The 23191-nt window shown below is 59.7% G+C and carries 21 protein-coding genes and 1 tRNA gene; 18 read left to right on the top strand and 4 right to left on the bottom strand.

Going from position 1 to position 23191, the window contains the following annotated elements; translation table 11 throughout:
- Positions 1-27: 27 nt before the first annotated feature.
- The 5 genes from AC0V6T_RS07780 (at position 28) to AC0V6T_RS07760 (ending at position 5597) form a co-directional block, all read left to right on the top strand.
- Entirely contained in the window at positions 28-261 is a 234-nt protein-coding gene (locus tag AC0V6T_RS07780; RefSeq protein WP_486125768.1) for a hypothetical protein, read from the top strand.
- Positions 262-263: 2 nt separating this feature from the next.
- Entirely contained in the window at positions 264-2159 is a 1896-nt protein-coding gene (locus tag AC0V6T_RS07775) for a hypothetical protein (RefSeq protein ID WP_486125766.1), read from the top strand.
- A gap of 11 nt (positions 2160-2170) precedes the next feature.
- Positions 2171-3058, top strand: coding sequence for a tyrosine recombinase (locus AC0V6T_RS07770; protein WP_486125764.1), 888 nt, complete (start codon positions 2171-2173; stop codon positions 3056-3058).
- Between the two features lie 11 nt (positions 3059-3069).
- Positions 3070-4026 carry an acetyl-CoA carboxylase carboxyltransferase subunit alpha gene (locus AC0V6T_RS07765; protein ID WP_486125762.1) on the top strand — a complete coding sequence of 319 codons (957 nt, stop codon included), beginning with the start codon at positions 3070-3072 and terminating at the stop codon, positions 4024-4026.
- 92 nt (positions 4027-4118) lie between these two features.
- Positions 4119-5597 (top strand): M48 family metalloprotease, encoded by a 1479-nt coding sequence (locus AC0V6T_RS07760; RefSeq protein WP_486125760.1) that lies wholly within the window; start codon positions 4119-4121, stop codon positions 5595-5597.
- A gap of 96 nt (positions 5598-5693) precedes the next feature.
- Here the strand turns inward: AC0V6T_RS07760 and AC0V6T_RS07755 are convergent, their stop codons facing one another.
- Together AC0V6T_RS07755 and AC0V6T_RS07750 are read right to left on the bottom strand one after the other, a co-directional pair.
- A complete protein-coding gene (locus AC0V6T_RS07755; protein ID WP_007163963.1) occupies positions 5694-5858 on the bottom strand; it encodes a Flp family type IVb pilin in 165 nt (54 codons plus the stop codon).
- Between the two features lie 119 nt (positions 5859-5977).
- Positions 5978-6163 (bottom strand): Flp family type IVb pilin, encoded by a 186-nt coding sequence (locus AC0V6T_RS07750; RefSeq protein WP_486125758.1) that lies wholly within the window; start codon positions 6161-6163, stop codon positions 5978-5980.
- Positions 6164-6259: 96 nt separating this feature from the next.
- Here AC0V6T_RS07750 and AC0V6T_RS07745 point away from each other — a divergent pair, with 96 nt between their 5' ends.
- Positions 6260-6667, top strand: a complete 408-nt coding sequence (locus AC0V6T_RS07745; protein ID WP_486125756.1) for a (deoxy)nucleoside triphosphate pyrophosphohydrolase — start codon at positions 6260-6262, stop codon at positions 6665-6667.
- A 76-nt stretch (positions 6668-6743) separates the two neighbouring features.
- Positions 6744-6820, top strand: a tRNA-Arg gene (locus AC0V6T_RS07740).
- A 56-nt stretch (positions 6821-6876) separates the two neighbouring features.
- Here AC0V6T_RS07740 and AC0V6T_RS07735 read toward each other — a convergent pair.
- Positions 6877-7272 carry a metallopeptidase family protein gene (locus AC0V6T_RS07735; RefSeq protein WP_486125754.1) on the bottom strand — a complete coding sequence of 132 codons (396 nt, stop codon included), beginning with the start codon at positions 7270-7272 and terminating at the stop codon, positions 6877-6879.
- Positions 7273-7366: 94 nt separating this feature from the next.
- Between AC0V6T_RS07735 and AC0V6T_RS07730 the strand changes: the two genes are divergently transcribed.
- From AC0V6T_RS07730 to AC0V6T_RS07720, 3 genes are all read left to right on the top strand, one after another.
- A complete protein-coding gene (locus tag AC0V6T_RS07730; protein ID WP_486125752.1) occupies positions 7367-7858 on the top strand; it encodes a hemerythrin domain-containing protein in 492 nt (163 codons plus the stop codon).
- Between the two features lie 256 nt (positions 7859-8114).
- The gene (gene folE, locus AC0V6T_RS07725) at positions 8115-8738 is read left to right on the top strand and encodes a GTP cyclohydrolase I FolE (RefSeq protein WP_007163968.1); all 624 of its coding nucleotides are present in this window, start codon (positions 8115-8117) and stop codon (positions 8736-8738) included.
- 44 nt (positions 8739-8782) lie between these two features.
- A complete protein-coding gene (locus tag AC0V6T_RS07720) occupies positions 8783-9220 on the top strand; it encodes a PaaI family thioesterase (RefSeq protein WP_486125750.1) in 438 nt (145 codons plus the stop codon).
- A gap of 32 nt (positions 9221-9252) precedes the next feature.
- Here the strand turns inward: AC0V6T_RS07720 and AC0V6T_RS07715 are convergent, their stop codons facing one another.
- Positions 9253-9732, bottom strand: a complete 480-nt coding sequence (locus AC0V6T_RS07715) for a redoxin family protein (protein ID WP_486128538.1) — start codon at positions 9730-9732, stop codon at positions 9253-9255.
- Positions 9733-9958: 226 nt separating this feature from the next.
- On the opposite strand from AC0V6T_RS07715, the gene AC0V6T_RS07710 reads away from it, so the two are divergent.
- The 8 genes from AC0V6T_RS07710 (at position 9959) to addA (ending at position 23169) form a co-directional block, all read left to right on the top strand.
- A complete protein-coding gene (locus AC0V6T_RS07710) occupies positions 9959-10483 on the top strand; it encodes an S-adenosyl-L-homocysteine hydrolase (protein WP_486125748.1) in 525 nt (174 codons plus the stop codon).
- Positions 10484-10625: 142 nt separating this feature from the next.
- The gene (ahcY, locus tag AC0V6T_RS07705; protein ID WP_486125746.1) at positions 10626-12044 is read left to right on the top strand and encodes an adenosylhomocysteinase; all 1419 of its coding nucleotides are present in this window, start codon (positions 10626-10628) and stop codon (positions 12042-12044) included.
- 106 nt (positions 12045-12150) lie between these two features.
- Positions 12151-14499, top strand: coding sequence for a PAS domain-containing sensor histidine kinase (locus AC0V6T_RS07700; RefSeq protein ID WP_486125744.1), 2349 nt, complete (start codon positions 12151-12153; stop codon positions 14497-14499).
- Positions 14496-14951, top strand: a complete 456-nt coding sequence (gene tsaE, locus AC0V6T_RS07695; RefSeq protein WP_486125742.1) for a tRNA (adenosine(37)-N6)-threonylcarbamoyltransferase complex ATPase subunit type 1 TsaE — start codon at positions 14496-14498, stop codon at positions 14949-14951. Before AC0V6T_RS07700 ends, tsaE begins: the two co-directional genes overlap by 4 nt.
- Positions 14948-15937 (top strand): aminoglycoside phosphotransferase family protein, encoded by a 990-nt coding sequence (locus AC0V6T_RS07690; protein WP_486125740.1) that lies wholly within the window; start codon positions 14948-14950, stop codon positions 15935-15937. Before tsaE ends, AC0V6T_RS07690 begins: the two co-directional genes overlap by 4 nt.
- Positions 15934-16659 (top strand): nucleotidyltransferase family protein, encoded by a 726-nt coding sequence (locus tag AC0V6T_RS07685; RefSeq protein ID WP_486125738.1) that lies wholly within the window; start codon positions 15934-15936, stop codon positions 16657-16659. Before AC0V6T_RS07690 ends, AC0V6T_RS07685 begins: the two co-directional genes overlap by 4 nt.
- Positions 16640-19678 carry a double-strand break repair protein AddB gene (gene addB, locus AC0V6T_RS07680; protein WP_486125736.1) on the top strand — a complete coding sequence of 1013 codons (3039 nt, stop codon included), beginning with the start codon at positions 16640-16642 and terminating at the stop codon, positions 19676-19678. The genes AC0V6T_RS07685 and addB overlap by 20 nt, the downstream gene beginning before the upstream one ends.
- On the top strand, positions 19675-23169 hold the full coding sequence (gene addA / locus AC0V6T_RS07675; RefSeq protein ID WP_486125734.1) for a double-strand break repair helicase AddA: 3495 nt from the start codon (positions 19675-19677) through the stop codon (positions 23167-23169). The genes addB and addA overlap by 4 nt, the downstream gene beginning before the upstream one ends.
- Positions 23170-23191 lie beyond the last annotated feature (22 nt).

Raw genomic sequence — 23191 nt, 5'->3', positions numbered from 1 at the left:
CTATACTTGGGGTAGAGCGCACGCAATATGTCTGAATATTCGAGCAAAGCGATGGGCAGCGCCAATCAGCCGGTCCAATCGGCGCATTTCAAGTCTACAGATCGACCTTCTGGTTTGTCGCGTCGCGCGCCTTTTTACGCGGTGGCCGTGATCTTGCTTTTACTCGGTATCGCTTACGTCGACGGCGGAGAGGAGCCGCTTCATCCTATTAGTCAGCCGATCACCTCGCCGTTGAGCGATGCAAGGGATGGCGGACAGTGAGAATGGCAAAGCGTATCGGAACAGGCACCTGGATTGCCGCGCTTGCACTCACTGGGGCTGCCGGAGGCCTGATGGCAGTCACTATGGCCGGAGCACAGGAAGCGCCTGAATCGCTGCTGCCTCCTGGTTTCGACGATCCGGCACCGACGCCTACGCCAATTGCGCGGCCAAGCGCTTTGCCGACCGCAGCGCCAGCGCCAGCTGTTCCGGCGGCACCAGTGACCGCACCGCCACCTGGCGTCGCGCCGCCTCAGGTTCCCGGCGACTTGCCGTTCGTGCCGCAGCTTTCGAATGACGAGTTGGCGGGCATTCCAACGCTCGAGGAACTCGAAGAACTCTCGACCGACCAACTCGACGATTTGCTCGGTCTTAAACCGCAATACGATATCCCGCCTGCCGCGCGCCGCGCTCTAAGCCAAGTGGGCGTGCTTTCCCCAAAGGAAGGCGGCTTTCAGGTCGCGTCATTCGCGCGCCAGCCTGAAAGCCTTGTGAGGGCGGTGCTTGCCGGGACCAAAGGCCCATTGGTTTCGCGCTGGGGTCATATCCTGATGCGGCGCGCTCTTGCCAGCCGGCTTGCAGCCCCGGAAGGCATGGACCCAGTCGAATTCGCAGCATTGCGAGCAGGAGTTCTCAATCGAATGGGCGAGTTCGCTGTCGCTCGTGCGATCGCGCAGGACGTTGATACCGGGAACTGGAACACTGCGATGACCTCGCAGGCTCTCACGGCCTATATCGCGACTAGCGATGTCGTGGGTGCTTGCCCAGCAGTCCGTTTGCAAGGGTCAGTACGTGAAGACCCGCAATGGGTCATGCTCCAGGCGATCTGCAACGCTTATGCAGGGGAGGGGGCTCTTGCCGCATCGCAGCTGAACAGTGCGCAATCGCGCGAGATAGCGCCCGAAATCGACCTGCTGCTGGCTCAACGCTACGCAGGTGCTGCCGGACGGGGACGCGGCGGCACAACGGTTTCATGGGACGGCGTCGAAGAGCTGACGCCGTGGCGCTTTTCCCTCGCGATCGCAGTGGGCGAGGATATTCCTCAGGGCATCATCGACGACGCCTTCGCGGGAGAGCGGGCAAACTACTATCAGCTGGCATCTGCCTCAGCGCCTATGCTGCCGCTGGCAGAAAGAGCGCGATACGCGGAACAAGCCGCCAGCAAGGGTGTGCTTTCATCAAGCGCGATGGTCGATCTGTACGCGCAGATCTACTCGAACGAGGCAATCGGCGGCGATGCAGCGGGCCGAGCAGCGAGGCTGCGTGATGCCTATGTGGCGACCGACCCAGCCAACCGGATCAACGCAATGCGCGGTCTTTGGGGAGAAGGCGATCTCGGCTTTGCTGGCATGATCACGACTGCTTATGCAGCTGCGCGTATCACGCCGGCCCGGCAGAGCGCTTACGCCGCGGATGACCTGATAGCCTCGATGCTGACTGCCGGTCTCGACCGGGACGCTGCCGCATGGAGCGGGCTGGTTGAGGAAGGCTCCTTGGCATGGGCTTTGGTCTCGCTTGCTGATCCTCAGAGCGGCGCAGCCACAACGCAGGGTATCGAGAGCTTTCTTGCAGCTGACGAGAGCGAAGATGCTCGCAAATCCGCATTCCTGGTCGCTGGCCTTGGCGGGGTTGGCCGCCTCCCAGAAAACAATTTGGCGAGCCTTGGGCGTCAGGTAGATGTCGACTTTTCTCGCGAGAACCGCTGGAGCCGCGTGATCTCTCGCGCTGCGGAAGTCGAAAATGCGGCTCTTGTCGCGTTTCTGGTGGGGCTAGGAATGCAGGGCGAAAGTTGGGCACAGATGACGCCCTTACACCTCTATCACATCACTTCCGCGCTTACCCGCGTTGGGCTTGAAGCAGAAGCCAGGATGATCGCCGCAGAGGCGGTCGCCCGCGGCTGAGGCGAGAAGCAGTGTCGGCTGCGACGCGGGCGTTTCTCGACATGCTTGCTGCCGAGCGAGGCGCGGCGGCGAATACGCTGGCTGCCTATCGACGCGATCTTGATGGCGCGGAAGAAGCTCTCGGAGATCTCGACAAGGCACCTCGCGCAGCGGTGGCGAAGCTTTCTGCTCAGTGGGCGTCACTCGCTCCATCGACTGTCGCGCGCAAAGCGTCGGCCCTTCGTCAGTTCTTCGGATTTGCCGTGGATGAAGGCTGGCGCGAGGATGATCCTTCTGGTGCACTGCCGAAACCACGAACGCGCCGTCCCTTGCCAAAAATACTTAGCCATGAGGCGGTGGAAACACTGCTCCAGCGCGCGGAACTCGAAGCGAACTCTGGCAAGCCAACTGCCTTGCGACAGCTTGCACTCCTTGAAATGCTCTACGGATCGGGCCTGCGTGCGACCGAACTTGTAAGCTTACCCCTTGTTTCGGTCCCACGCGATGCGCCGCTTATCACGGTCAAGGGGAAGGGAGGGCAGGCACGAATGGTCCCAGTCAGTGAGCGCGCAAAAGAGGCGCTTGCCGAGTGGGTCAAGGTCCGCCCGAGTGACCCGCCGACCGGCCACCTCTTTCCATCGCGCGGTGGAAAACATCTCTCACGGGTTCGCCTGTTTCAGATCCTGAAAGAGCTTGCGGTGCGCGCAGATTTGGACCCGGCGGGGATTAGCCCGCATGTTTTGCGTCACGCTTTTGCGACCCATTTGCTGGAGGGAGGCGCTGATTTGCGCGTACTTCAAACATTACTTGGGCATGCGGATATCGCGACAACGCAGATCTATACTCACGTCGATGCAGCCCGACTTGTCGAACTTGTAAATTCGCGGCACCCTCTTGCCCGCCCGACGACTAGGGACTAGCGCCCACAGCAATGGCAAACAGTAAGATTTCCTATCTCGAGTTTGAAAAACCCGTCGCAAGCCTCGAGCAGCGCATCAGTGAGATGCGCAATCTCGATGTAAATCATGAAGTTGATGTCGCTTCAGAGATTGAGCGTCTCGAAGAGAAGGCCAGCGATCTACTGGCAAGCACCTATGCGTCGCTCAGCCCATGGCAAAAGACTCAGGTCGCACGGCATCCCCAGCGACCGCATTTCCGCGATTATGTCGAGCATGCCTTTTCCGATTTCATGCCGCTTGGCGGGGATCGCTACTACGCCGACGATGAAGCAATCATGGGCGGTTTTGCGACATTGAATGGTCGCCGGGTGATGTTGGTCGGGCACGAAAAAGGCCATGATACGCAAAGCCGTATTCGTCACAATTTCGGGATGGGTAAGCCTGAAGGCTATCGCAAGGCGATCCGGTTGATGGAACTCGCCGGGCGATTTGGACTGCCGGTCGTCACGCTGGTCGATACGTCGGGAGCCTTTCCCGGGATCGAGGCAGAAGAGCGCGGGCAGGCTGAAGCGATCGCGCGTTCTACTGAAGCTTGCCTCGCATTGCCGGTGCCAATGGTCTCGGTCGTCGTTGGCGAGGGCGGATCGGGCGGTGCTGTCGCGCTTGCCAGTGCTGAGCGCGTCTTAATGTTGGAGCACGCCGTTTACTCTGTGATTTCGCCCGAAGGGTGTGCCTCGATCCTTTGGCGCACCGCCGAAAAGGCATCGGAAGCAGCGCAGGCGATGAAGATTACCGCGCAGCACCTCAAACGCCTTGGCGTTATTGATCGGATCGTGAAGGAGCCGGTCGGCGGTGCGCACCGCGATCCTGTCGGGACGGCCGAGGCGCTTGGCAAGGCAATCAGCGAGGAGCTCGACGCGCTTTCGAAGAAAGACAGCGCCGCACTTATCCAGATGCGCGAGGAACGGTTCCTGCAGCTCGGCGGATAGTCTCGACCTTCTCGGAACCAACCCGCCTTCGGACGTATTGTAGTGGCATACGTTTGAAAATTTGAGCGACTGGTCGCGAAGGAGCCATAGCTATGAAAACCGCCAACTTTCTCGCACGCGCCGCAGTGACATCTGCGCTCGCGCTCGCATTGACGGGTTGTATGGGAGGAGGCTCGATCCCATCAGCCTCAACACCGATCACGACCAGCGAAGCGCAGCAGGGCGCACAATACCATCCGCAATTGCTCGCTCAGTTCGGGGGCGCGATGGGCGGCCCGCAAGCTGCTTACGTCGAGCAGGTGGGCAAGAATATCGCGGTGCAGTCCGGTCTCGGAAACGCACGTGAGAGCTTCACGGTCAGCCTCCTCAATTCGCCCGTTAACAACGCATTCGCGGTTCCTGGCGGATACATTTACACCACTCGTCAGCTCGTCACTCTGATGAACAATGAAGCAGAATTGGCTGGCGTACTCGGCCACGAAGTCGGGCACGTAGCTGCTCGTCATTCGCAACGCCGGCAACAGGCTGCTCAGCGCAATTCACTATTGGGTGGGCTTGGAGCAATTCTGTCCGGCGTACTTTTGGGAGACAGCGCGATCGGCGACACGCTATCCCGGACATTCCTGCAAGGTTCGCAATTGCTCACTCTGAGCTTTTCGCGCTCGCAGGAGATTGAAGCAGACGATCTGGGCATTCAGTATCTGACCCGCGCGGGTTACGATCCCAATGCGATGTCGACTGTCCTCGCGAGCCTCGCTGCACAAAACAACCTCGACGCGCGTTTGCGAGGGCAGGGCGACGCGAGCGTCCCGGAATGGGCTTCGACGCACCCTGACCCCGCTAGCCGGGTGCGCCGCGCTGCCAGCGCCGCGCAGGGTCTTCCGGGGTCGGTGACCAACCGCGACACTTTCCTGACCCGTATTGATGGGTTGCTTTACGGAGATGACCCTGAACAGGGCGTCATTGAAGGACGCCAGTTCATCCACCCAGAACTCAGGCTGTCTTTCACGGCGCCGCAGGGCTTTTTCATGGTCAACTCGACGCGAGCGGTCAGCATCAATGGCCAGAGCGGGCAAGCACAGCTTACCCTCGCTCCGTATTCGGGTGATCTCAACACCTACATCCGGCAGCAGTTTTCTGCACTTGGCGGGCAGAACAACAACCTTGCCCCGCAGGACATCCAGCGCACCACTGTCAATGGGATCCCGGCCGCATACGGCACTGCGCGCGTGAACAATGGCAATAGCCAAGTGGATGTCGTCGTATTCGCATACGAATTCTCGCGCGACAGAGCTTACCACTTTGCCGCGATCACACCGGCTGGCCGCTCAGCTACGTTTACGTCGATGTATCAATCGATGCGTCGCATCAGTCAGTCGGAAGCCTCGCAGGTTATCCCGCGGCAGATTGATGTTGTGACCGTCCAGCGCGGAGACAGCGTCGCATCGCTCTCGCGCCGCATGGCTTACGACTTAGCTCAGGTCGAACGCTTCCGCGTCTTGAACGCGTTGGGTTCGAACGAAGGTCTGGTCGCCGGGCAGAAGGTGAAGATCGTCGTGCGAGGACGCTAATCGCTCTTGAGCATTGGCGATCTGTCGCGGATTGCACACACAAAAAAAAGCGGCGGGGAAGACCCCGCCGCTTTCTTGTTAGGTAAGTCTTGCGACTTAGCCAGCCATGTCCGACTCGACCTGCGAGAAGGTGTCAGCCAGCGTGTTACCGAGGGTGCCCATGGCAGCAACGGCAGCAACTGCGATCAGTGCAGCGATGAGGCCGTATTCAATTGCGGTGGCGCCCTGTTCGTCGCGAGCGAGCTTGTTAAAGAACTTCATGTGTAGTCTCCTGGTTTGGTCTTCGGTACCCGTTGTTCGTCTGGTTTCCCGGACGGACATTTGAGGTCTAAGATGCAGCAGTTGAGAAATTCCTAACTTCGGACCTTTCTCAAAAATTATTATCCGCCCATCCGTTCCTCAGCCGTGTCGCTTACGTCGCTCCACATATTGATGGTCTCATTGGCCACGCCATTGAGAGCAGCAATCATGGCAACCACGATCAGCGATACGATCAGTCCGTATTCAACGGCGGTGGCACCCGAATTGTCGTTTCCGATGTGCTTGAGGAAGTTCGTCAATTTCATGAGGTCACCCACCCATACGTTTCTGATGCTCTCAAAATCGGGCCGACGGGTTAAGAAAAGGTTGAAACAAGCGGCGCAGATGGAAAAAAATCCGACATGAGTGAACGAGTTATCTGGGTCGTCGCGGGTGCGTTGATGCGTCCGGATGGGATGTGCCTTATGCATCGGCGACCTTATGAAAAGCACCATGGCGGCTTATGGGAATTCCCTGGTGGCAAGGTTGAAGCCACTGAAATTCCAGTGAAAGCACTAATTCGAGAGCTTCAGGAGGAATTGGGGATCATCGTCAGCGAAAGCGCCTGTGAGCCTGTAGCTTTTGCTGACGAGAGAGGATGCAGCCTCGCAGATCCGATTGTAATACTGCTTTACAGGATCACGTCCTGGGAGGGTGATCCGCAAGCGTTGGAGGGCGGAGCTGTCGACTGGTTTGATCGTGATGGGATCGGCCAACTCGACAAGCCGCCGTTGGATAGTCTGCTTTTCGAACGACTTTTCGGTAGCTGAGCGTATCGATCAACATTTGCATGAAACTAAGGGTTGCCAAGCCGCGCTGACCCCCTTATCTGCCGCCCCTCACCGCGCGCCAGTAGCTCAGCTGGATAGAGTACCTGACTACGAATCAGGCGGTCGGAGGTTCGAATCCTTCCTGGCGCGCCAAAAAAGGGACTGGCCCAATGGGTCGGTCCCTTTTTTGGTTTTGGCCCGGCCTCACCCTAGTCGTCAGCCATATCCTCGAGCGCATGCATATCTTCGTCGGAGAAGCCGAAGTGATGGCCTGCCTCGTGGATGACCACGTGCCGGACCAAGTCTGCAAATCCGACACCTGTCTCGCGCATTTCGCGAAGCAAGGGCTGGCGGAAAAGGCTGATTACGGGCGGCATCTCGGAAGGTGACCACTGGCTTTGTTCAGTAAGGGGCGTGCCTTCATATAGGCCAGTGAGGTGCCAGCGATTCTGTATGTCGACAGAAGAAAGCTGATCGGCGTCTGCGAACTCCTTCACCTGAAGCACAACGCCCGTCAGCGGATCGCGAAAGTCGTCTGGCAGGCGGGCAATGATGTCGCGCGCAGCGATTTCGAATTCGGCGGCAGTGGGTTCCGACCAGCTCATAGGGCTGATGTGGTGATTGTTGGTCGCCGGGACAAGAATTGGGAACGATCACCTGGGTCTGAGTGTAGGTCGGGTAAGAACGAAAGGAAACATCATGAACACTCAGACGACTGTCCTCGAACGCCTCGAAACCGATCATAACCGTCAACGCGACCTGCTAGACAAGATCGCCAAGACCGAAGGTGACAGCGAAGAGCGCCGCCATCTGTTCACTGAGCTGACCAAGGAACTCAAGAGCCACGCGGCCGCCGAAGAGCAGGCTGTCTATTCTGAGATGCTCGCCGATCCCGAAGTGAGCGGCGAAACGCGCCACTCGGTGGCCGAGCACCATGAAATCGACGAAATGCTGAACGACCTCGCCGCAACTGACATGAGTTCGCCAGGCTGGATGCTCAAGTTCAAGTCATTCGACGAACGCTACCGTCACCACATCACCGAAGAAGAAGACGACCACTTCCCCGACTTCGCCGAGCAGATCGACGAAAAGATGGATAAGGAAATGACCAAGACTTTCGACGAGCGCAAAGAAGCCGAGAAGGCCGATGCAGATGTGACCCCTGAAAAAGCCGAAAACGCCAAGGAATAATCAGACCACTATTACAAAGGCGCCCTCTGCCGGTTGGCAGGGGGCGCCTTGTTTTTTGCGGTAAAGGTGGTCAATCGCGCGATGGGTACCTACATGGTCCGCAGATTGATGCACTCCTGGGTTAATCCCTTAGCATTGTGCCATCGTATCTATGTTGAGTGGGTGTCTCAGGGCACTGCTCGTTCGTCTGGGATCATGTTGGAACAAGGGTCGGCCAAGCACCGGGTCAGCCCGCTTGCGCAGAAAGCGAATAGCCATGAACTATGTGAACGTGCATGATCACGCTGAGTTTGACCCGGAGAACCCATTGAACAAGCCTGAAGTCCCCGAAGATGTGCAGGAGGCCATTCGCACTCTGATCCGCTGGACTGGCGATGATCCCACTCGCGAAGGACTGCTCGATACGCCCAAGCGCGTCGGACGCGCCTGGCTTGAGTATTGCGCTGGCAACAAGGAAGACCCGGCAGTCCACCTGAGCCGCATCTTCGAGGAAGTTGGCGGCTATGATGAGATCGTGCTGTTGAAGGACATTCCGTTCCAGTCACACTGCGAGCACCATATGGCCCCGATCACGGGCAAAGCACACATCGCATATATTCCTGACCAGAAAGTCGTCGGCATTTCAAAGCTCGCCCGCGTGCTGCACGGCTTTGCCAATCGCCTTCAAGTGCAGGAGCGTCTCACGGCAGAAGTCGCAGAGTGCATCTGGAACAACCTCGAGCCGCGCGGCGTCGCTGTCGTGATCGAGGCGGAGCATGGCTGCATGACCGGGCGCGGCGTGAAAGTTCATGAGGTGGAAATGCTTACCAGCCGCATGATGGGCTGTTTCCTCGAGGACCCGCGCAGCCGCAAGGAAGTGCTCAGCCTTATGGGCTTTTGATCAGCGGGCTTGAGCACCTTGAGAAATCGCGCGATGGCTAGTGCATGGCATCGCCCTTTCCCGAACCCGTTCTTACCGCTGACGAACTCGCTGATTTTTTCGTAGAGGCCTTTCCTGGGCAGGATCGCAGCTTTCACGATTTCGTCGAGTTGCGCGCTGGCTTCATGCGATTGAGGCATGCCGCCAGCTCGGCGATGCTGAGGCCCGGGGGCATTGTCTCAGGTCCGACGCAAATGGCGTTCGCCGACAGGGCTGCCTACGCGGTAATCCTCGCGCATATCGGGATCGTGCCGATGGCGGTGACCAGCAATCTCAACATGAGTTTTCTGCGCGGATTGGCGGCGCACGATTTCTATGCCGATGCGCAGATCATCAAGCTCGGTCGGAGGCTGGCGACGGTGGATGTGCGCGTCTGGCAGGATGAGGAAGCGAATATCGCCGCGCAATCCACAGTGACCTACGCGCTTCCCTCGCAAAAATAGGCAGGCGCCCGCCAGCGCCTGCCCCATTCTAATCAGAGTTGGCCGAGCATGTGTTCGGCGCTTGAAACCTTGAAGTCGCCGGGCTCTTCGACGTTGAGCTGGGTGACGGTGCCGTCTTCGATCACCATCGAGAAGCGCTGACCGCGCTTGCCCATGCCGAAACCTGATCCGTCCATTGTCAGGCCAACCGCTTCGGCAAAATCAGCGTTGCCATCGGCGAGCATTGTGATGTCGTCAGAACCAGCCGCGCTGTTCCACGCGCCCATTACAAAAGCGTCGTTGACTGCAGTGCCGACGATTTCGTCGACGCCCTTTGCTTTGAGATCATCGGCTTTCTCAACGAAGCCGGGAAGGTGCTTGGCCGAACAGGTCGGGGTGAAGGCACCGGGCACCGAGAACAGGGCGACTTTCTTGCCTGCGAAATAATCGGAAGAGGAGACCTGCTGAGGCCCTTCGGCGGTCGCTTTGACCATGGTGACCTCAGGGATCTTATCGCCAACCGAAATCGTCATTGTAGTCTCCATCATGGTTTACGGACTCGCCCCTAGGGCGAAGTCGGGGGATGATTAGAGGCCCGATATAGGCGCTTCATAGCCCACCACAACGCCTGATTTTCCGGGACATGCGATGGTTAGGATCGGTTTACCAAGCGTGTTTGGAAGAGGGTAAACGTCTCGCTCAATCTTCTTCTGTGCGGACGGGCAAGGTAGCAGGAGAATAGCGATGCATTTGTGTTCGATGAGGGGAATTGGTGGTCCTGCTGCGATGCTGCTCGGCATGGCAAGCGCGCCCGCCATGGCGCAGTCGCAGACGAGTGAGGCGCACAAACTTCGCTCGCTCGACATCATGTTGATGGTGTCATCGCTTCGCTGTCGAAACGGTAGCGACGATTTCCGCGCCGAATATGAGCGTTTTGCCTCATCGCACCTTGCCACCTTGAACAGGGCGGGGGCGACATTGCAGCGTTCGCTTGGAGGCAGTGCAAGATCGCTCGACCGGATGGGCGTGCAGATCGCAAACCGTTTTGGAGATGGGCATCCCTGGATGTCCTGCGCGCAGCTGGCCGCACTCACGCGCAGCCTTGGCAAGCACGCCGATGCGCGACTGCTTGCAGCGGCAGCCGACCTTGCGTTGGGGGACGAGTTCGCTTCCCCCAAGCCTCCGATTACTCAGGAGCAGGCGCCGTCCATCCGGATCACCTATTCGATGGCCGGCCTTATGGAAGCATCTCCAACGCTCGCTATCGGTGAGCCTGCTTTCTGAAGCCAGCCGGTGCGAGCGATATCAGGATATAAAGAAAACTTTATATTGAGTTGCCCAGTTTAATCGAGATCGCTATGGCCTGCGCCATAACGACAAGGTGGGCGATTGCCCGCGACGACACTCGAATACAGGACGATTAGATATGGCAACGCTCGCCCCTGCTCAGGAATACATTATCAAGGATATTTCGCTCGCCCAGTACGGCCGCGACGAGATCGCCATCGCTGAAACCGAAATGCCGGGCCTTATGGCTTTGCGTGAAGAGTACGGCGCATCGCAGCCGCTCAAGGGCGCGCGGATCACCGGTTCGCTTCACATGACGATCCAGACCGCAGTTCTGATCGAGACGCTGGTGGCTCTGGGCGCGGAAGTACGCTGGGCGACATGCAATATCTTCTCGACGCAGGACCACGCCGCTGCGGCGATCGCCGATCAGGGCATTCCGGTGTTCGCCATCAAGGGCGAAACGCTGGCTGATTACTGGGACTACGTTGGCCGCATCTTTGACTGGTCGACTGAAGCTGACCCGGATCTCACCGCGAACATCATCCTCGACGATGGCGGCGATGCCACCATGTTTGCGCTTTGGGGCGCACGCATTGAAGCGGGCGAAGAGCTTCCCGCCCCAGCCAATGCCGAGGAAATCGAATTCCAGCGCGCGCTCAAGGCTTACGTTGCGGAAAAGCCCGGCTACCTCACCAAGAGCGTCCAGAACATCAAGGGCGTTTCCGAAGAGACCACCACGGGCGTTATGCGCCTCTACCAGATTGCCAAGCAGGGCAAGCTGCCGTTCCCGGCGATCAACGTGAACGACAGCGTGACCAAGTCGAAGTTCGACAATCTTTACGGTTGTAAGGAAAGCCTCGTCGACGCAATCCGCCGCGCGACCGACGTGATGTTGGCCGGCAAGGTCGCCTGTGTTGCTGGCTACGGCGATGTCGGCAAAGGTTCGGCTGCCTCGCTTCGCGATGGCGGTGCGCGCGTGATGGTGACTGAGATCGACCCGATCTGTGCGCTCCAGGCTGCGATGGACGGCTATGAAGTCGTATCGATGGAAGAAGCGACGAAACGTGCCGATATCTTCGTGACGGCCACCGGCAATGAAGACGTCATCACCGGCGAGCATATGAAGAACATGAAAAACATGGCGATCGTGTGCAACATCGGCCACTTCGATAGCGAGATCCAGATTTCCGCGCTCGACAATTACGAGTGGAAAGAAATCAAGGAAGGCACCGATATGGTGACGCTGCCAGACGGCAAGAATTTGCTGATCCTCGCCAAAGGTCGCCTCGTGAACCTTGGCTGCGCCACCGGCCACCCGAGCTTCGTGATGAGCGCGAGCTTCACCAACCAGACTCTCGCTCAGATCGAACTGTTCACCAAGTCGGACGAGTACGAGAACGACGTCTACGTTCTGCCCAAGCATCTGGACGAAAAGGTTGCAGCGCTTCACCTCGAAAAGCTGGGTGTCGAACTGACCAAGCTGAGCCAGAAGCAGGCCGACTATATTGGCGTTCCGGCAGAAGGTCCGTTCAAGCCGGATCACTACCGCTACTGATCCAGAACCGACTGATCGCGAAAGCCCCTGCAATTCGGCGAAATTGCGGGGGCTTTTCGTATCCGGTGCGGTTGCATGGAGACGTGCTCCGTCATAGCTGCATGTAATGGAATTTTCCCCGCTTGCTCTTGTTGGAATCGCGCTGGTGCTGGCTGCCTGGACGGTGGCGGCTGCCGTCCTGGTCCTGCGCGCAGGAGCAAAGACGCGGCGAACCAAAGCGCTGCAAACCTCGCTCAAGCGGATGCAGAGCCTTCTCGATGCGGCGCCATCGATCCCGTTGCTTGTGCGGGTCGATGGAAGGATTGAGGCACCGGAACGGCTGGCGCGCTGGCTTGGGCTTGAAGCGATGCCCAACTACCTGAGCGAACTCGAAGGCGAGGGGGATGCAGGATTAACGAAGGCACAGGTCGATCAACTCTGGGAGAAGGTGCGGCTGACGCAGAAGAGTGCAGCACCCTTCGAAATGGCACTTGCTCCGCCGGGATCGCGCAAGACGTTGGCCTTGCAGGGAACGCTTGCTGACCCACAGGTTTCTCCGGGCGGGGCGGCGATCGTATGGGTTTTCGATTTCACCAATAGCGAAACGCAGCTCGCCCAATTTCGGGAAAGCGCCAGCGCGGCTCGGGCCGACTTTGCGGCACTGATCGGCCTTATCGAAGCTGCTCCAATGCCGATGTGGTTCCGCGATCCCGAGATGAGGCTCATGTTGGTCAATCACGCATATGTCGAGGCGGTGGGCGCGGGCAGCCTCGAAGCGGTGGTTGAGGATCAAATCGAGCTTCTCGAGGCGAGCGGCGGTGAATCGCCAGCGCAAATCGCAAGGAAAGCCTTCGAGGCTCAGAAGGAAACGCAGCGAGATGCTGCCGTCACGATAGATGGCTCGCGTCGCAGTGTGCGTGTTACCGATCTTCCGCTCGGACGCGATGGCGTCGCTGGCTACGCTATGGACATAGAGGAGCAACAGCAGGTCACGCGCGAATTCCGCGCCTTTCGCGATGCGCAGCGTGCGATGCTCGACCAGCTCTCGGTTGGTGTGGCCCAGTTCACCTCCGAAGAAAAACTGGCTTTCGCAAACCGCCCATTCCGCCGATTGTTCGGGATCACAGCGGAAGTGGCTGAGGGCCGCGTTTCGTTTGAGCAATTCCTGTCCGATGCGCGCGAGCATGGCAGCACCCCTGAGGTTCGCGACTTCCCCGAATGGCGACGCGAACACCGAGCCTGGTTCGACGCATCGGAGGCAGTTGAAGAGAATTGGCCGCTTACGGGCGGGGTCCATTTACGCATCGTGGCACAGCCGATGCCAGATGGTGGACTTGTAATGATCGCGGAGGATCGCACCGAGAGCCTTGCCCTATCGGCGACGCGTGACACGCTGCTTCGCACGCGCACGGCAACGCTTGATAGCCTTTTCGAAGCGCTTGCGATCTTTGCGCCGGATGGGTCCGTCCAACTCTGGAACCGCAGTTTTGGCGGGATGTGGGGTCTGGAAAGCGAATTCCTCGACACCCACCCAAGTGCCGAGGTTCTGCTGGAAGCCATCGGGAAGAACCTGCGCAGGCCGGGGGAGGCGGAAAAGATCGGCGCGATCGTGCGCGCGGCGACACTCGATCGGCGCGAGAAGGAAGGGCAAGTCGTGCTCGCCGACGGGAGAACGCTGCGCTTTGCTGGTGTTCCGCTGCCAGACGGAAACGGATTGCTCACCGTCCTCGATATCACGGACTCTCAAAAGGCCGAGCAAGCCCTGCGGGAGAGGGCGGTCGCGCTTGAAGAGGCTGACGCGGTCAAGGCGCGGTTCCTTGCCAACATGTCTTACGAGTTCCGCACGCCGCTCACTTCGATCGGCGGATTTGCCGAATTGCTCAAGAGCGGTGCTGCAGGTGAATTGGGAGAGGGGGCGAGTGAGTATGTTGATGCGATCCTCTCATCAGTCGAACGCCTCACTGAGCAGGTAGAGAACGTGCTCGACCTTTCACAAAGCGAGGCTGGCCTGCTTCCGATCGAGAAAGAGGAAATCGACCTGCTGGCCTTCCTTACAAAGCTCGTGCGCGAGCGTGAGCAGGCGATTATCGGTGCAGGGCTCGGTCTTGATCTCAAGGGTAGGCGTGGCCGCGTGGTAGAGGCCGATCCGCGTCAATTGGGGCGTGCGCTCGGCCATCTGCTCGACAATGCAATCGAGGCAACGCCAGAGGGTGGGAAGATCACCATCGAGCTGCCCAAGCCCACTGATGATGACGCCTGGAGAGGTAAGGTTTCAATCAGCGACACCGGCAAGGGCATGACGCCCGACGAACTGGCCCGCGCTGAAGGCACTTTGAACTCCGATGATTCTGAAATGAGCGAAGGAAGCGGGCTTGGCATCCGGTTGGCGCGTCAGTTGATCGAAGCGCATGGTGGCACGCTTGATCTGACCAGCAGGAAAGATGTCGGCACAAGCGCTGTGATAGTGCTGCCATGACCGACGAACGACGCCTCCAACTCCCGGACCTTGCAGCGATGGCCGCGTTCGGCGCGCGTATCGCTGCCAAGCTCAAGTCGGGCGACGTCATTGCGCTGGAAGGTGGCCTTGGCGCCGGCAAAACGACGCTTGCGCGCGCCGTCATTGCAGCGCTTGGATATGAAGGCGAGGTGCCTTCGCCGACTTTTACGATAATCGAGACCTACGATCCACCAGCTGTGCGCCTTCCGATTGCTCACGCCGACTTTTACCGGCTCGAAGACCCAAACGAAGTGGAGGAAATTGGCCTCGACGATTACCGCGATGGGGCCGTCCTGATCGCCGAATGGCCGTCTCATGCGGGAGGATTTGCGCACGAGCGAGCCTGCCTCTCTATCCTGTTGGAAACCCAAGGATCGGGCAGGATTGCGATTGCTCGCGCTGGAGCGGATTGGCTAGGGCGGATGCCATGACTGACTTGCCTGAGGGTTTTGAGGATTTTGTCGCGGACGCAGGTTGGGGCGATGCAGCCGTCGAACCGATACCGGGCGATGCTTCTTTCCGCCGTTATTTCCGTTTGCGGCGCACGAGCGGCGAGACTGCGATGCTGATGCACGCCCCCCCGCCGGAAGAAGACCCGGAGCCCTTTCTCAAAGTCGCCTCCTGGTTGACCAAGCATGGAATGCGCGCGCCAGAGATTCTTGCCGATGATGCTGGCCAAGGCTGGGTACTTACCGAGGATTTCGGCAATGATCGGATGCGCGATTGGCTCGACGATCATCCCGAGGGTGAGCAGGCAGCATACGAGCAGGCCATTGATGCACTTGTTGCGCTGCATGATCTTCCACCCGGTCCGTTCCCGGCATACGATTTGCCGGTCTACCTGCGCGAATCTGGCCTGCTGACTGAGTGGTATGCTCCGGCGGCCGGGCTTGGGGTCGACACCGATGGCTACGATGCAGCTTGGCAGACGGCTCTTGCGCCCTTGATTGCGCGACAGGGCGACGGGGTGACGGTCCTGCGCGATTACCATGCCGAAAACATCATGCTTCTGGGAAGCCCCTTCGATCGTGCGCCTCAGGGTCTGATCGATTTTCAGGACGCGCTTGCCGGGCATAGGGCTTACGATCTTGTGTCGCTGCTGCAGGATGCTCGGCGCGACGTGTCGGAAGAGCTCGAAGCCGCGATGCTCGAGCGATATCTGGACAAAGCGGGAGGGAGCGCAGATTTCCTCGCCGATTACGCGCTGCTCGGCGCTCAGCGGAATGCCAAGATCGTTGGCATTTTCACGCGCCTTTACAAGCGGGACGGCAAACCGCGCTATCTCGCCATGATCCCGCGCGTATGGGATGCGATGGAGCGCGATCTGAAGCATCCCGCGCTCGAACCGGTTGCAAAATGGTTTGCATCCAATATCCCTGACGATCTGCGTGAAAAGGGCGGGGGAACAATAGCATGAGCGACAAGCCGGCCCTCGCAAGCGACACGGCAATGGTTATGGCCGCCGGGCTTGGCAAGCGGATGCGCCCGCTCACTGCTTCACAGCCGAAACCGCTTGTCAGGGTGGCTGGAAAGCCATTGGTTGACCACGCGCTTGATCGACTTGCCGAAAACGGCGTCGCAAGAGCGGTCGTCAATGTTCACTATCTTGCCGATGCGCTCGAAGCGCATGTCGTAGAGCGCTCTTCGCCGAAGGTCTCGATCTCCGATGAACGCGAAGAACTGCTCGAAACCGGCGGCGGAATGGTCAAGGCTCGGGAGGACCTGCCCGACCCGTTTTTCTGCCTTAACGCCGACAACATCTGGATCGACGGCCCGCGCGATGCCTTTGCCGATTTGTCGGCCCGCTGGAGTCCGGACGAGATGGACGCTTTGCTGCTGGTTGTGAGCCACGCAAGGGCAGTCAATTTCACAGGGGCTGGGGACTTCTATATGGACCCCATCGGTCGGCTGTCGCGGCGTACACAAGGGCGGATCGCACCGTTCATTTACACCGGCATCCAGCTTGTCTCGCACCGCCTCCTTCGCGATGCGCCCGAAGGCAAGTTCTCCACGAACATCCTGTGGAATCGCGCCATAGAAGAAGGACGGTTGTTCGGGCTTTCCTTCACAGGACTATGGTTCGAAGTCGGAACCCCGCAGGCGATCGCGCCAACCGAAGATGCGCTCAGGCGTGGGTGAGGCGAGCAAGCCGAAGGTTTACTCAATCGCGGCGCATCGCGGCTTTGCCGATGCGCTGGTTGCGGGACTGGTCCCTCGTTACGAGGACGAAGGGTTCGGTCTGGCGCGAGTGACCCTGCTCGTTCCCAGCAGCCGCGCGGCCCGCACTATGAGCGAGGCATTCATTCGTTGGTGCGGTGACAACGATCGCGCTGGAATGTTGATGCCGCGAATGGTGACAGTTGGCGATCTCGACCTAGACGAAAGCCTTGGAGCCCTGCTCGATCCCTTGGGTGCGAGCGAAATCCCGCCAGCGGTCGAACCGACGAGGCGACTGCTCGAACTCGCGCAGCTTGTCGAAGAGGAGCGTGCAGACCTGGGCAAGCCCCCACTGCCTGGGGCAGCGCGGATGCGCCTCGCAAGCGAAATTGCGCGCACGATGGATCGCTTGCTGGTTGAGGACAAAGAGCCGGAGGACCTGACCAGCGATGCGGTGCTCGATATGCTTGGCGATCTGTCCGAGCATTGGAAGGGTTCGCTGCGGCTGTTTGCCCGGGTGCAGGCGCGCTGGCGATCACGGCTCGACGAGAACAGCGAAGTGGACGCTGCGACGCGGCGCAATCTCCTGTTCGAAAGAGCAAGTAAGCGTTGGAGAGAGATCCCGCCAGAGACCCCAATCATCGCGGCCGGGGTGACGAGCGCCTCTCCCGCTCTCGCCCGGATGCTGCGCGTGATCGCTCATCTGCCAAGCGGTGCAGTGATCCTTCCCGACCTCGATTTGTCGCTTTCCGATGAAGCGTGGGATGAACTCGGGCGTGCTGGCGCAACGCCAGAGCCAGGAGGAGAGGTTTTTGGACATTCCGATGCGCTCACTCACCCGCAATACCACCTAAAGCTTCTGCTGGAGCGTATGGGAATTGCCCGCGCTGAAGTGAGAGCATGGCATCGAAGTGGCATGACCGCAGCCGATCCAGCGCGCAGCCATGCCATCAGTTCGCTCTTCCTGCCGCCCAAAGCGAGCCGCTCTTGGGTCGAACTCGGCCCAGAAAAGCGCAGGCTATCCGGTGTGAAATTGATGACCAGTGCAACGTCCGAAGAAGAGGCGCAGGCGATCGCGCTTCTGGTTCGAGAGGCGCTTGAAGAACCAGCCAAGCGGATCGCGGTGGTCACTGCAGATCGAAGTCTCGCTCACCGGGTCACGCAGCACCTTGAGCGCTGGAATATCATGGCTGACGATTCTGCTGGTCGAGCGCTGTCGCTCACTCCGGCTGGACGGCTGCTAGGCCTGCTCGCGGATATCATGTCGCATGGCCTTGCACCTGCTGGCCTTGTCGCTTTGATCGCGCATCCCTTGGTCAAGCGCGGCGATGGAGAAGCGCGCCGACAATGGCTTCGCAACGTGCGAAAGTTTGATCGTGCCTTGCGAGGACCATCGCCCGCTCCGGGTTTCGAACCCTTGCGTCAAATTGCGCGTGAAGCTGGCGTTTCTGAATGGTTTGAAGAGGTGGAAGACATCCTCTCGCCTCTCGTCGATCTTCCTGAGGCCATCACTCTGGCACAGTCGCTCGATATGTTGGCATCCAGCGCTGAACGACTTGCCGCCGAAGCTGTGTGGGCAGCCGAGGATGGGCGCGCTCTCTCCCGACTGCTCGAAGACTTACGCCTCCACGCCCGCGAGATCGCTACAACGGTTTCGCCTTCTGACATCGCGAGCATTCTGCGCGACCGAATGGATGAAGTGGCTGTTCGCCCGCCTTACGGTGGCCACCCGCGAGTTGCGATTCTCGGTTTGCTCGAATTGCGAATGGCGCGCGCGGATCTGGTGATCTGTGGCGGGCTGAATGAGGGCAGCTGGCCGCAGGCTCCCGGCTCGGATGCCCTGCTAGCGCCGGGTGTGCTGCGGGCGCTGGGCGTACCCGGCGCTGAATTCCGAATTGGTCTGGCGGCTCACGATCTCGCCGGTGCAATGGGCGCGCCGGAGGTTGTTCTGAGCCGATCGCAACGCGACGCGGAGGGGCCGACGTTACCTTCGCGCTTTGTCCTTCGTGTCGAGGCGCTTTTGGGCGAGTTGGCTGGTAGGCATCGGGACGAACGAACGCCCGCGATGCTGCCGCTGCTCGATCGCGAGCCAGAGCCAGCACCCGCTTACCCGCGCCCTCAACCCAGGCCGACTGCCGACCAGCGAAAGGTGCGCATCAGTGCGACCGCCCTCGACCGATTGCTGGGCGATCCCTACCAATTCTATGCGCAAGAAATCCTTGGCCTTCGGCGCCTCGATCCGCTCGCTGCCGATCCATTTGGCGATCCCGCATTGCGGGGAACGCTGGTGCACGACATCCTCGATGCTTGGCATAAGGCGCGTGAAGCACACCCGACGCTCAAGATCGCACCCTTTGCCGAGCGCATGTTCGCTGAGGCGAAAGTCCATCCTCTGTTCAAAGGCTTATGGCAGCCGCGGCTCATTGCGGCGATGGAGCGGTTCGAGCAATGGGTCGACGAAGCTGCCAAGGATGGTCGCACCGTTCTCGTCACAGAGACGAGAGGCGAAATGTCGGTCGATGGCATCCCAGTCAGCGGCCGTGCCGACCGGATCGACAGGCTTGGCGACGGGCGTCTGGTGGTTGTCGACTACAAAACCGGCGGCCCCGCTTCTGCCTCGCAAGTCGAGGCGGGTTACGCGCTGCAGATGGGCATTCTTGGCCTGATTGCGCGCCATGGAGCCTTCGAACAGGGCAAGCTTTCCGGAGAGGTCGCAACCTATGAATACTGGTCACTGGGACGCTCAAAGGACGATGGCGAATTCGGCTATCAAACCGTCCCATTGAAAATGACCCCGCGCCAGAAAGGGCTGACGCCTGAGGAATTTCTGCCAAGGCACGAGGAGTTCCTGAACATCGCCATCAGCAAATATCTCCTCGGTGATGCACCATTCACCGCCAAGGAGAACCCCGATTATCCGGGTTATTCGGATTACGACCAGCTGATGCGGCTCGAGGAATGGATCGTGCGCCTCGGCGATGGCGGGGAGGGGGCGCCATGAGCGGTGAAGTATTCCCTCTCGCAGACAATCAGCTTGGGGCGGCCAATCCGCGCGACAATGTCTGGCTTTCGGCCTCGGCTGGAACCGGTAAGACACAGGTCTTGTCGGCACGCGTTCTCCGATTGCTGCTGACGCCCGGCGTCGAACCTTCGCAAATCTTGTGTTTGACTTTCACCAAGGCGGGCGCTGCCGAGATGGCCAACCGCATCAACGCGGTTCTGGCGCGATGGGTGAGGCTTGAGGCAGGCGCGCTCGCGAGAGAGCTCAAACACCTTGGCGCTGATTTCGACCCTGAAACGCTGGCAAGGGCGCGCACCCTGTTTGCAAGCGTGCTCGATTGCCCCGGCGGAGGCCTCAGGATCGATACGATCCACGCCTTTTCGCAATGGCTGCTTGGTAATTTCCCGGAGGAAGCCGATCTCACGCCTGGTTCGCGCCCGATGGAGGATCGCGAGCGCGAGCTCTTGGCAAGGGAGGTGCTTGCCGAGATGCTTTCGGAGGCAGAGGCGAAGGGCGATCAAGCTTTCACCGCTGCCGTCAGTCACTTCACAAAGACAAAGGACCCCGATGCGCTGCGTGGTTGGCTAATGCGATGCGCTTCGGCTGCGGACTTGTGGGAAGGAACAGCCTCTTGGGCACCGCCGATGCGTGCGCGCGTGCTTCGCATGCTCGATATGCCAGCGGATGCAGACGCGGCCTGGGCGCAGGAGGTGCTTCACCCTGACACCTTCCCCGATCACCATCTCACAGCAATGTTGCCGCTTATGCGGGATTGGAAAGCGCAGGCTGGGCAGGCTTGTGCGGACTTTATACCGTCGTGGCTAGGCGCTTCAGTGGAAGAGCGGTCCGACTTGATCGGGCGGTTTTCTGAAACCGTGCTCACCAAGAAGGGCGAGCCGCGCAAAATGGCGAACCCTACAAAGGTTGATCCATCGCTGCCTGAGCGGCAGGCTGAAATCGCCGATGGTGTCGCCATGTACTTCGAGCGCCAAGCGCTCTTGGCACTTGCGGATTTCCTCACCTCTTCGCTCGAAATGGGGCGCAGTTTCGCGCTGCGTTGGGAAGAAGCGAAAGCGCGCGAAGGCTTCCTCGATTTCGACAATTTGATCCGCAAGGCGGCGACCTTGCTCGGCAAAAGCGAGGCGTCCGACTGGATCCGCTACAAGCTCGACCGCAGCTTCGATCATGTTCTGATCGACGAGGCTCAGGACACGAACTCAGCGCAATGGGACATCGTTTTCGCCCTGATCGACGATTTCTTCGCAGGGGAGGGTGCGCGCGGCGACAAGGTCCGCACGATCTTCACCGTGGGCGATTACAAACAGGCGATCTTCGGCTTTCAGGGTACGAGCCCCGACAATTTCGAGCGCGCCAAGCAGAAGGTGAAGGCCCACATCGACGATGCGAAAGCGAACGCTGGTGAGCTGCGTGAGAATCGCCGGCTGCCGACTTGGAATGATCTAGATCTCGGACGTTCATATCGCACCTCATTACCAGTGCTCGATTTCGTCAATCGCGTGATCGAGACGCTCGGGTACGAGGCATTTGGATTGAGCAAGGCGCCCGCCGACCATGTCGGCGCTGATCGGCCAGGACTTGTCGCGCTTTGGGACCCTGTGATGGGTGCAGCTGATGATCCTGACGAGGAGGATGACCGCGATTGGCTGCCAGCACATGACACGCGCCTTGCGGAAAAGATCGCAGAACAGGTTCGCCGTTGGGTGAGCGAGGAAGAGCCGTTCGTGCTCGAAAAAGGCAAGCGGCGGCATGCGAGTGCCGGCGACATCATGGTGCTGGTCCGGCGGCGAAAGGAACTCGCCGCACAGATCGTGGCAAAGCTTCATGCGAAGGGTGTTGCCGTCGCCGGGGTCGACCGGCTGAGGCTGGGCGCTCCGCTCGCGGTCAAGGACTTGATGGCAGCCCTAAGATTCGCAGCGCAACCTCTTGATGACCTAAGCCTTGCAAACCTTCTCGCTTCGCCGCTCATTGGTTGGACGCAGGACGACCTGCTTGAATATTTGCCTCGCGATCCTGGCAAGCGCCTGTGGGACCATCTCCGCAAGCATGAGGCGCCACGGGTTCAAGAGACGATCTCGAAGCTGCGCGAATTGCTGGCGAGGGCCGATTTCGAGACGCCTCAGACACTGCTGGCATGGTTGCTGACAGGTCCATGGCAGGCACGCCGGGCTTTGGCTGCGCGACATGGACGCGAGGCGAATGATCCGATTGACGAATTGCTGAACGCGGCCTTCGCGTTTGAAGCCGCTCACACGCCCAGTCTGGCGGGGTTCATCGAGTGGTTCGATGCTGGGGACGGCGAGCTCAAGCGTGATGCGGATGAGGCCACAGGCCAGGTCCGCGTGATGACGGTTCACGGCTCCAAGGGATTGCAAGCCCCAATCGTGATCCTTGCCGATGCGACCGGTGAGCCGGGGCAGGGCGGGACGCTTGAACTTGCAGACGATCCAATAGGCAATGCTGGAGATGGCGCGCGCAAAGTCCCGCTGCCATCGCTTGCAAAAGACGAGCGAGTCGGCCCCGTGCGTTCAGCCGAGGAAAAGGCAAGCGTTGCCCAAATGCAAGAGCATTGGCGCTTGCTCTACGTGGCGATGACGCGCGCAGAAGAAGCAGTGTTCATCGGTGGATCGCTTGGTCCGAGACAGGCCAAGAAAGGCGAACCGCACGAAGATAGCTGGTACGCGCGGCTCGCCCCGGTTTTCGACGCGCCTCCTCAGCAAGATTCGATCTGGGGGGAGAGGCGCGAGTGGGGCGTGCGAGCAGATCCGCTGGTGGGGAGCGATACTCCGGCCGCGACGACAGGGACCGAGCCGCTGCCAATGTGGGCGACAAAACCCATCGGGCCCGAGCCACGTCCCCCCAAACCGCTCGCCCCGAGCAGTGCTGCGGAAGATCAGAGCGCTGACCCTCCACTTGCACCCGAAATTGCCGCAATTGCCGCACGGCGCGGGACGCTAATGCACAGGTTGCTCGAACGTCTGCCCGATCTCGCTGTTGCTGAACGCGAAGCCGCCGCGCGCAGTTGGTTGGCGCGGCAGGCCGGCGATCTTGATGAAAAAACGAGAGAAGAAATGCTTTCGAGCTCTCTTGCAGTGTTGGTGGAGCCTGGTTTCGCTGAATTGTTCAGTGCCGATGCGCTTGCGGAAGTTCCGCTTGCAGCGCAGGTGGATGGGATCGTGGTCGCGGGGACAGCAGACCGCCTGCACGTGACCGAAGAAGTCGTCACCGTCGTTGACTTCAAGACGACCCGCCGCCCGCCCGAAAGCCTAGATGACATACCGCGTGCAACGCTTCGCCAGATGGCCGCCTACGTCAGTGCACTCGAAGCAATCTATCCCGGACGCGAGGTGCGTGCGGCAGTGCTTTACACTCAAAATACGAAGCTGATCGAGATTCCGAAAGTTACACTCGCCGATCACAAGCGATCTTTGGGTGAGACACAGGATAACTATGCCCCGCTTGCTCTTGAGTGAGCTACAAACCGGCTTAAATTGA

The organism is Erythrobacter sp. S158 (assembly GCF_057364915.1).
Note: the sequence above shows the minus strand (reverse complement) of the source record. Positions and strands in the feature narration are given on the sequence as shown.

What these genes read in the sequence shown, in the direction of transcription:
- AC0V6T_RS07780 (WP_486125768.1), top strand. Translation starts at nt 28, where the DNA reads ATGTCTGAATATTCGAGCAAAGCGATGGGCAGCGCCAATCAGCCGGTC.
- AC0V6T_RS07775 (WP_486125766.1), top strand. Translation starts at nt 264, where the DNA reads ATGGCAAAGCGTATCGGAACAGGCACCTGGATTGCCGCGCTTGCACTC.
- AC0V6T_RS07765 (WP_486125762.1), top strand. Translation starts at nt 3,070, where the DNA reads ATGGCAAACAGTAAGATTTCCTATCTCGAGTTTGAAAAACCCGTCGCA.
- AC0V6T_RS07760 (WP_486125760.1), top strand. Translation starts at nt 4,119, where the DNA reads ATGAAAACCGCCAACTTTCTCGCACGCGCCGCAGTGACATCTGCGCTC.
- AC0V6T_RS07755 (WP_007163963.1), bottom strand. Translation starts at nt 5,858, where the DNA reads ATGAAGTTCTTTAACAAGCTCGCTCGCGACGAACAGGGCGCCACCGCA.
- AC0V6T_RS07750 (WP_486125758.1), bottom strand. Translation starts at nt 6,163, where the DNA reads ATGAAATTGACGAACTTCCTCAAGCACATCGGAAACGACAATTCGGGT.
- AC0V6T_RS07745 (WP_486125756.1), top strand. Translation starts at nt 6,260, where the DNA reads ATGAGTGAACGAGTTATCTGGGTCGTCGCGGGTGCGTTGATGCGTCCG.
- AC0V6T_RS07735 (WP_486125754.1), bottom strand. Translation starts at nt 7,272, where the DNA reads ATGAGCTGGTCGGAACCCACTGCCGCCGAATTCGAAATCGCTGCGCGC.
- AC0V6T_RS07730 (WP_486125752.1), top strand. Translation starts at nt 7,367, where the DNA reads ATGAACACTCAGACGACTGTCCTCGAACGCCTCGAAACCGATCATAAC.
- folE (WP_007163968.1), top strand. Translation starts at nt 8,115, where the DNA reads ATGAACTATGTGAACGTGCATGATCACGCTGAGTTTGACCCGGAGAAC.
- AC0V6T_RS07720 (WP_486125750.1), top strand. Translation starts at nt 8,783, where the DNA reads ATGGCATCGCCCTTTCCCGAACCCGTTCTTACCGCTGACGAACTCGCT.
- AC0V6T_RS07715 (WP_486128538.1), bottom strand. Translation starts at nt 9,732, where the DNA reads ATGACGATTTCGGTTGGCGATAAGATCCCTGAGGTCACCATGGTCAAA.
- AC0V6T_RS07710 (WP_486125748.1), top strand. Translation starts at nt 9,959, where the DNA reads ATGAGGGGAATTGGTGGTCCTGCTGCGATGCTGCTCGGCATGGCAAGC.
- ahcY (WP_486125746.1), top strand. Translation starts at nt 10,626, where the DNA reads ATGGCAACGCTCGCCCCTGCTCAGGAATACATTATCAAGGATATTTCG.
- AC0V6T_RS07700 (WP_486125744.1), top strand. Translation starts at nt 12,151, where the DNA reads ATGGAATTTTCCCCGCTTGCTCTTGTTGGAATCGCGCTGGTGCTGGCT.
- tsaE (WP_486125742.1), top strand. Translation starts at nt 14,496, where the DNA reads ATGACCGACGAACGACGCCTCCAACTCCCGGACCTTGCAGCGATGGCC.
- AC0V6T_RS07690 (WP_486125740.1), top strand. Translation starts at nt 14,948, where the DNA reads ATGACTGACTTGCCTGAGGGTTTTGAGGATTTTGTCGCGGACGCAGGT.
- AC0V6T_RS07685 (WP_486125738.1), top strand. Translation starts at nt 15,934, where the DNA reads ATGAGCGACAAGCCGGCCCTCGCAAGCGACACGGCAATGGTTATGGCC.
- addB (WP_486125736.1), top strand. Translation starts at nt 16,640, where the DNA reads ATGCGCTCAGGCGTGGGTGAGGCGAGCAAGCCGAAGGTTTACTCAATC.
- addA (WP_486125734.1), top strand. Translation starts at nt 19,675, where the DNA reads ATGAGCGGTGAAGTATTCCCTCTCGCAGACAATCAGCTTGGGGCGGCC.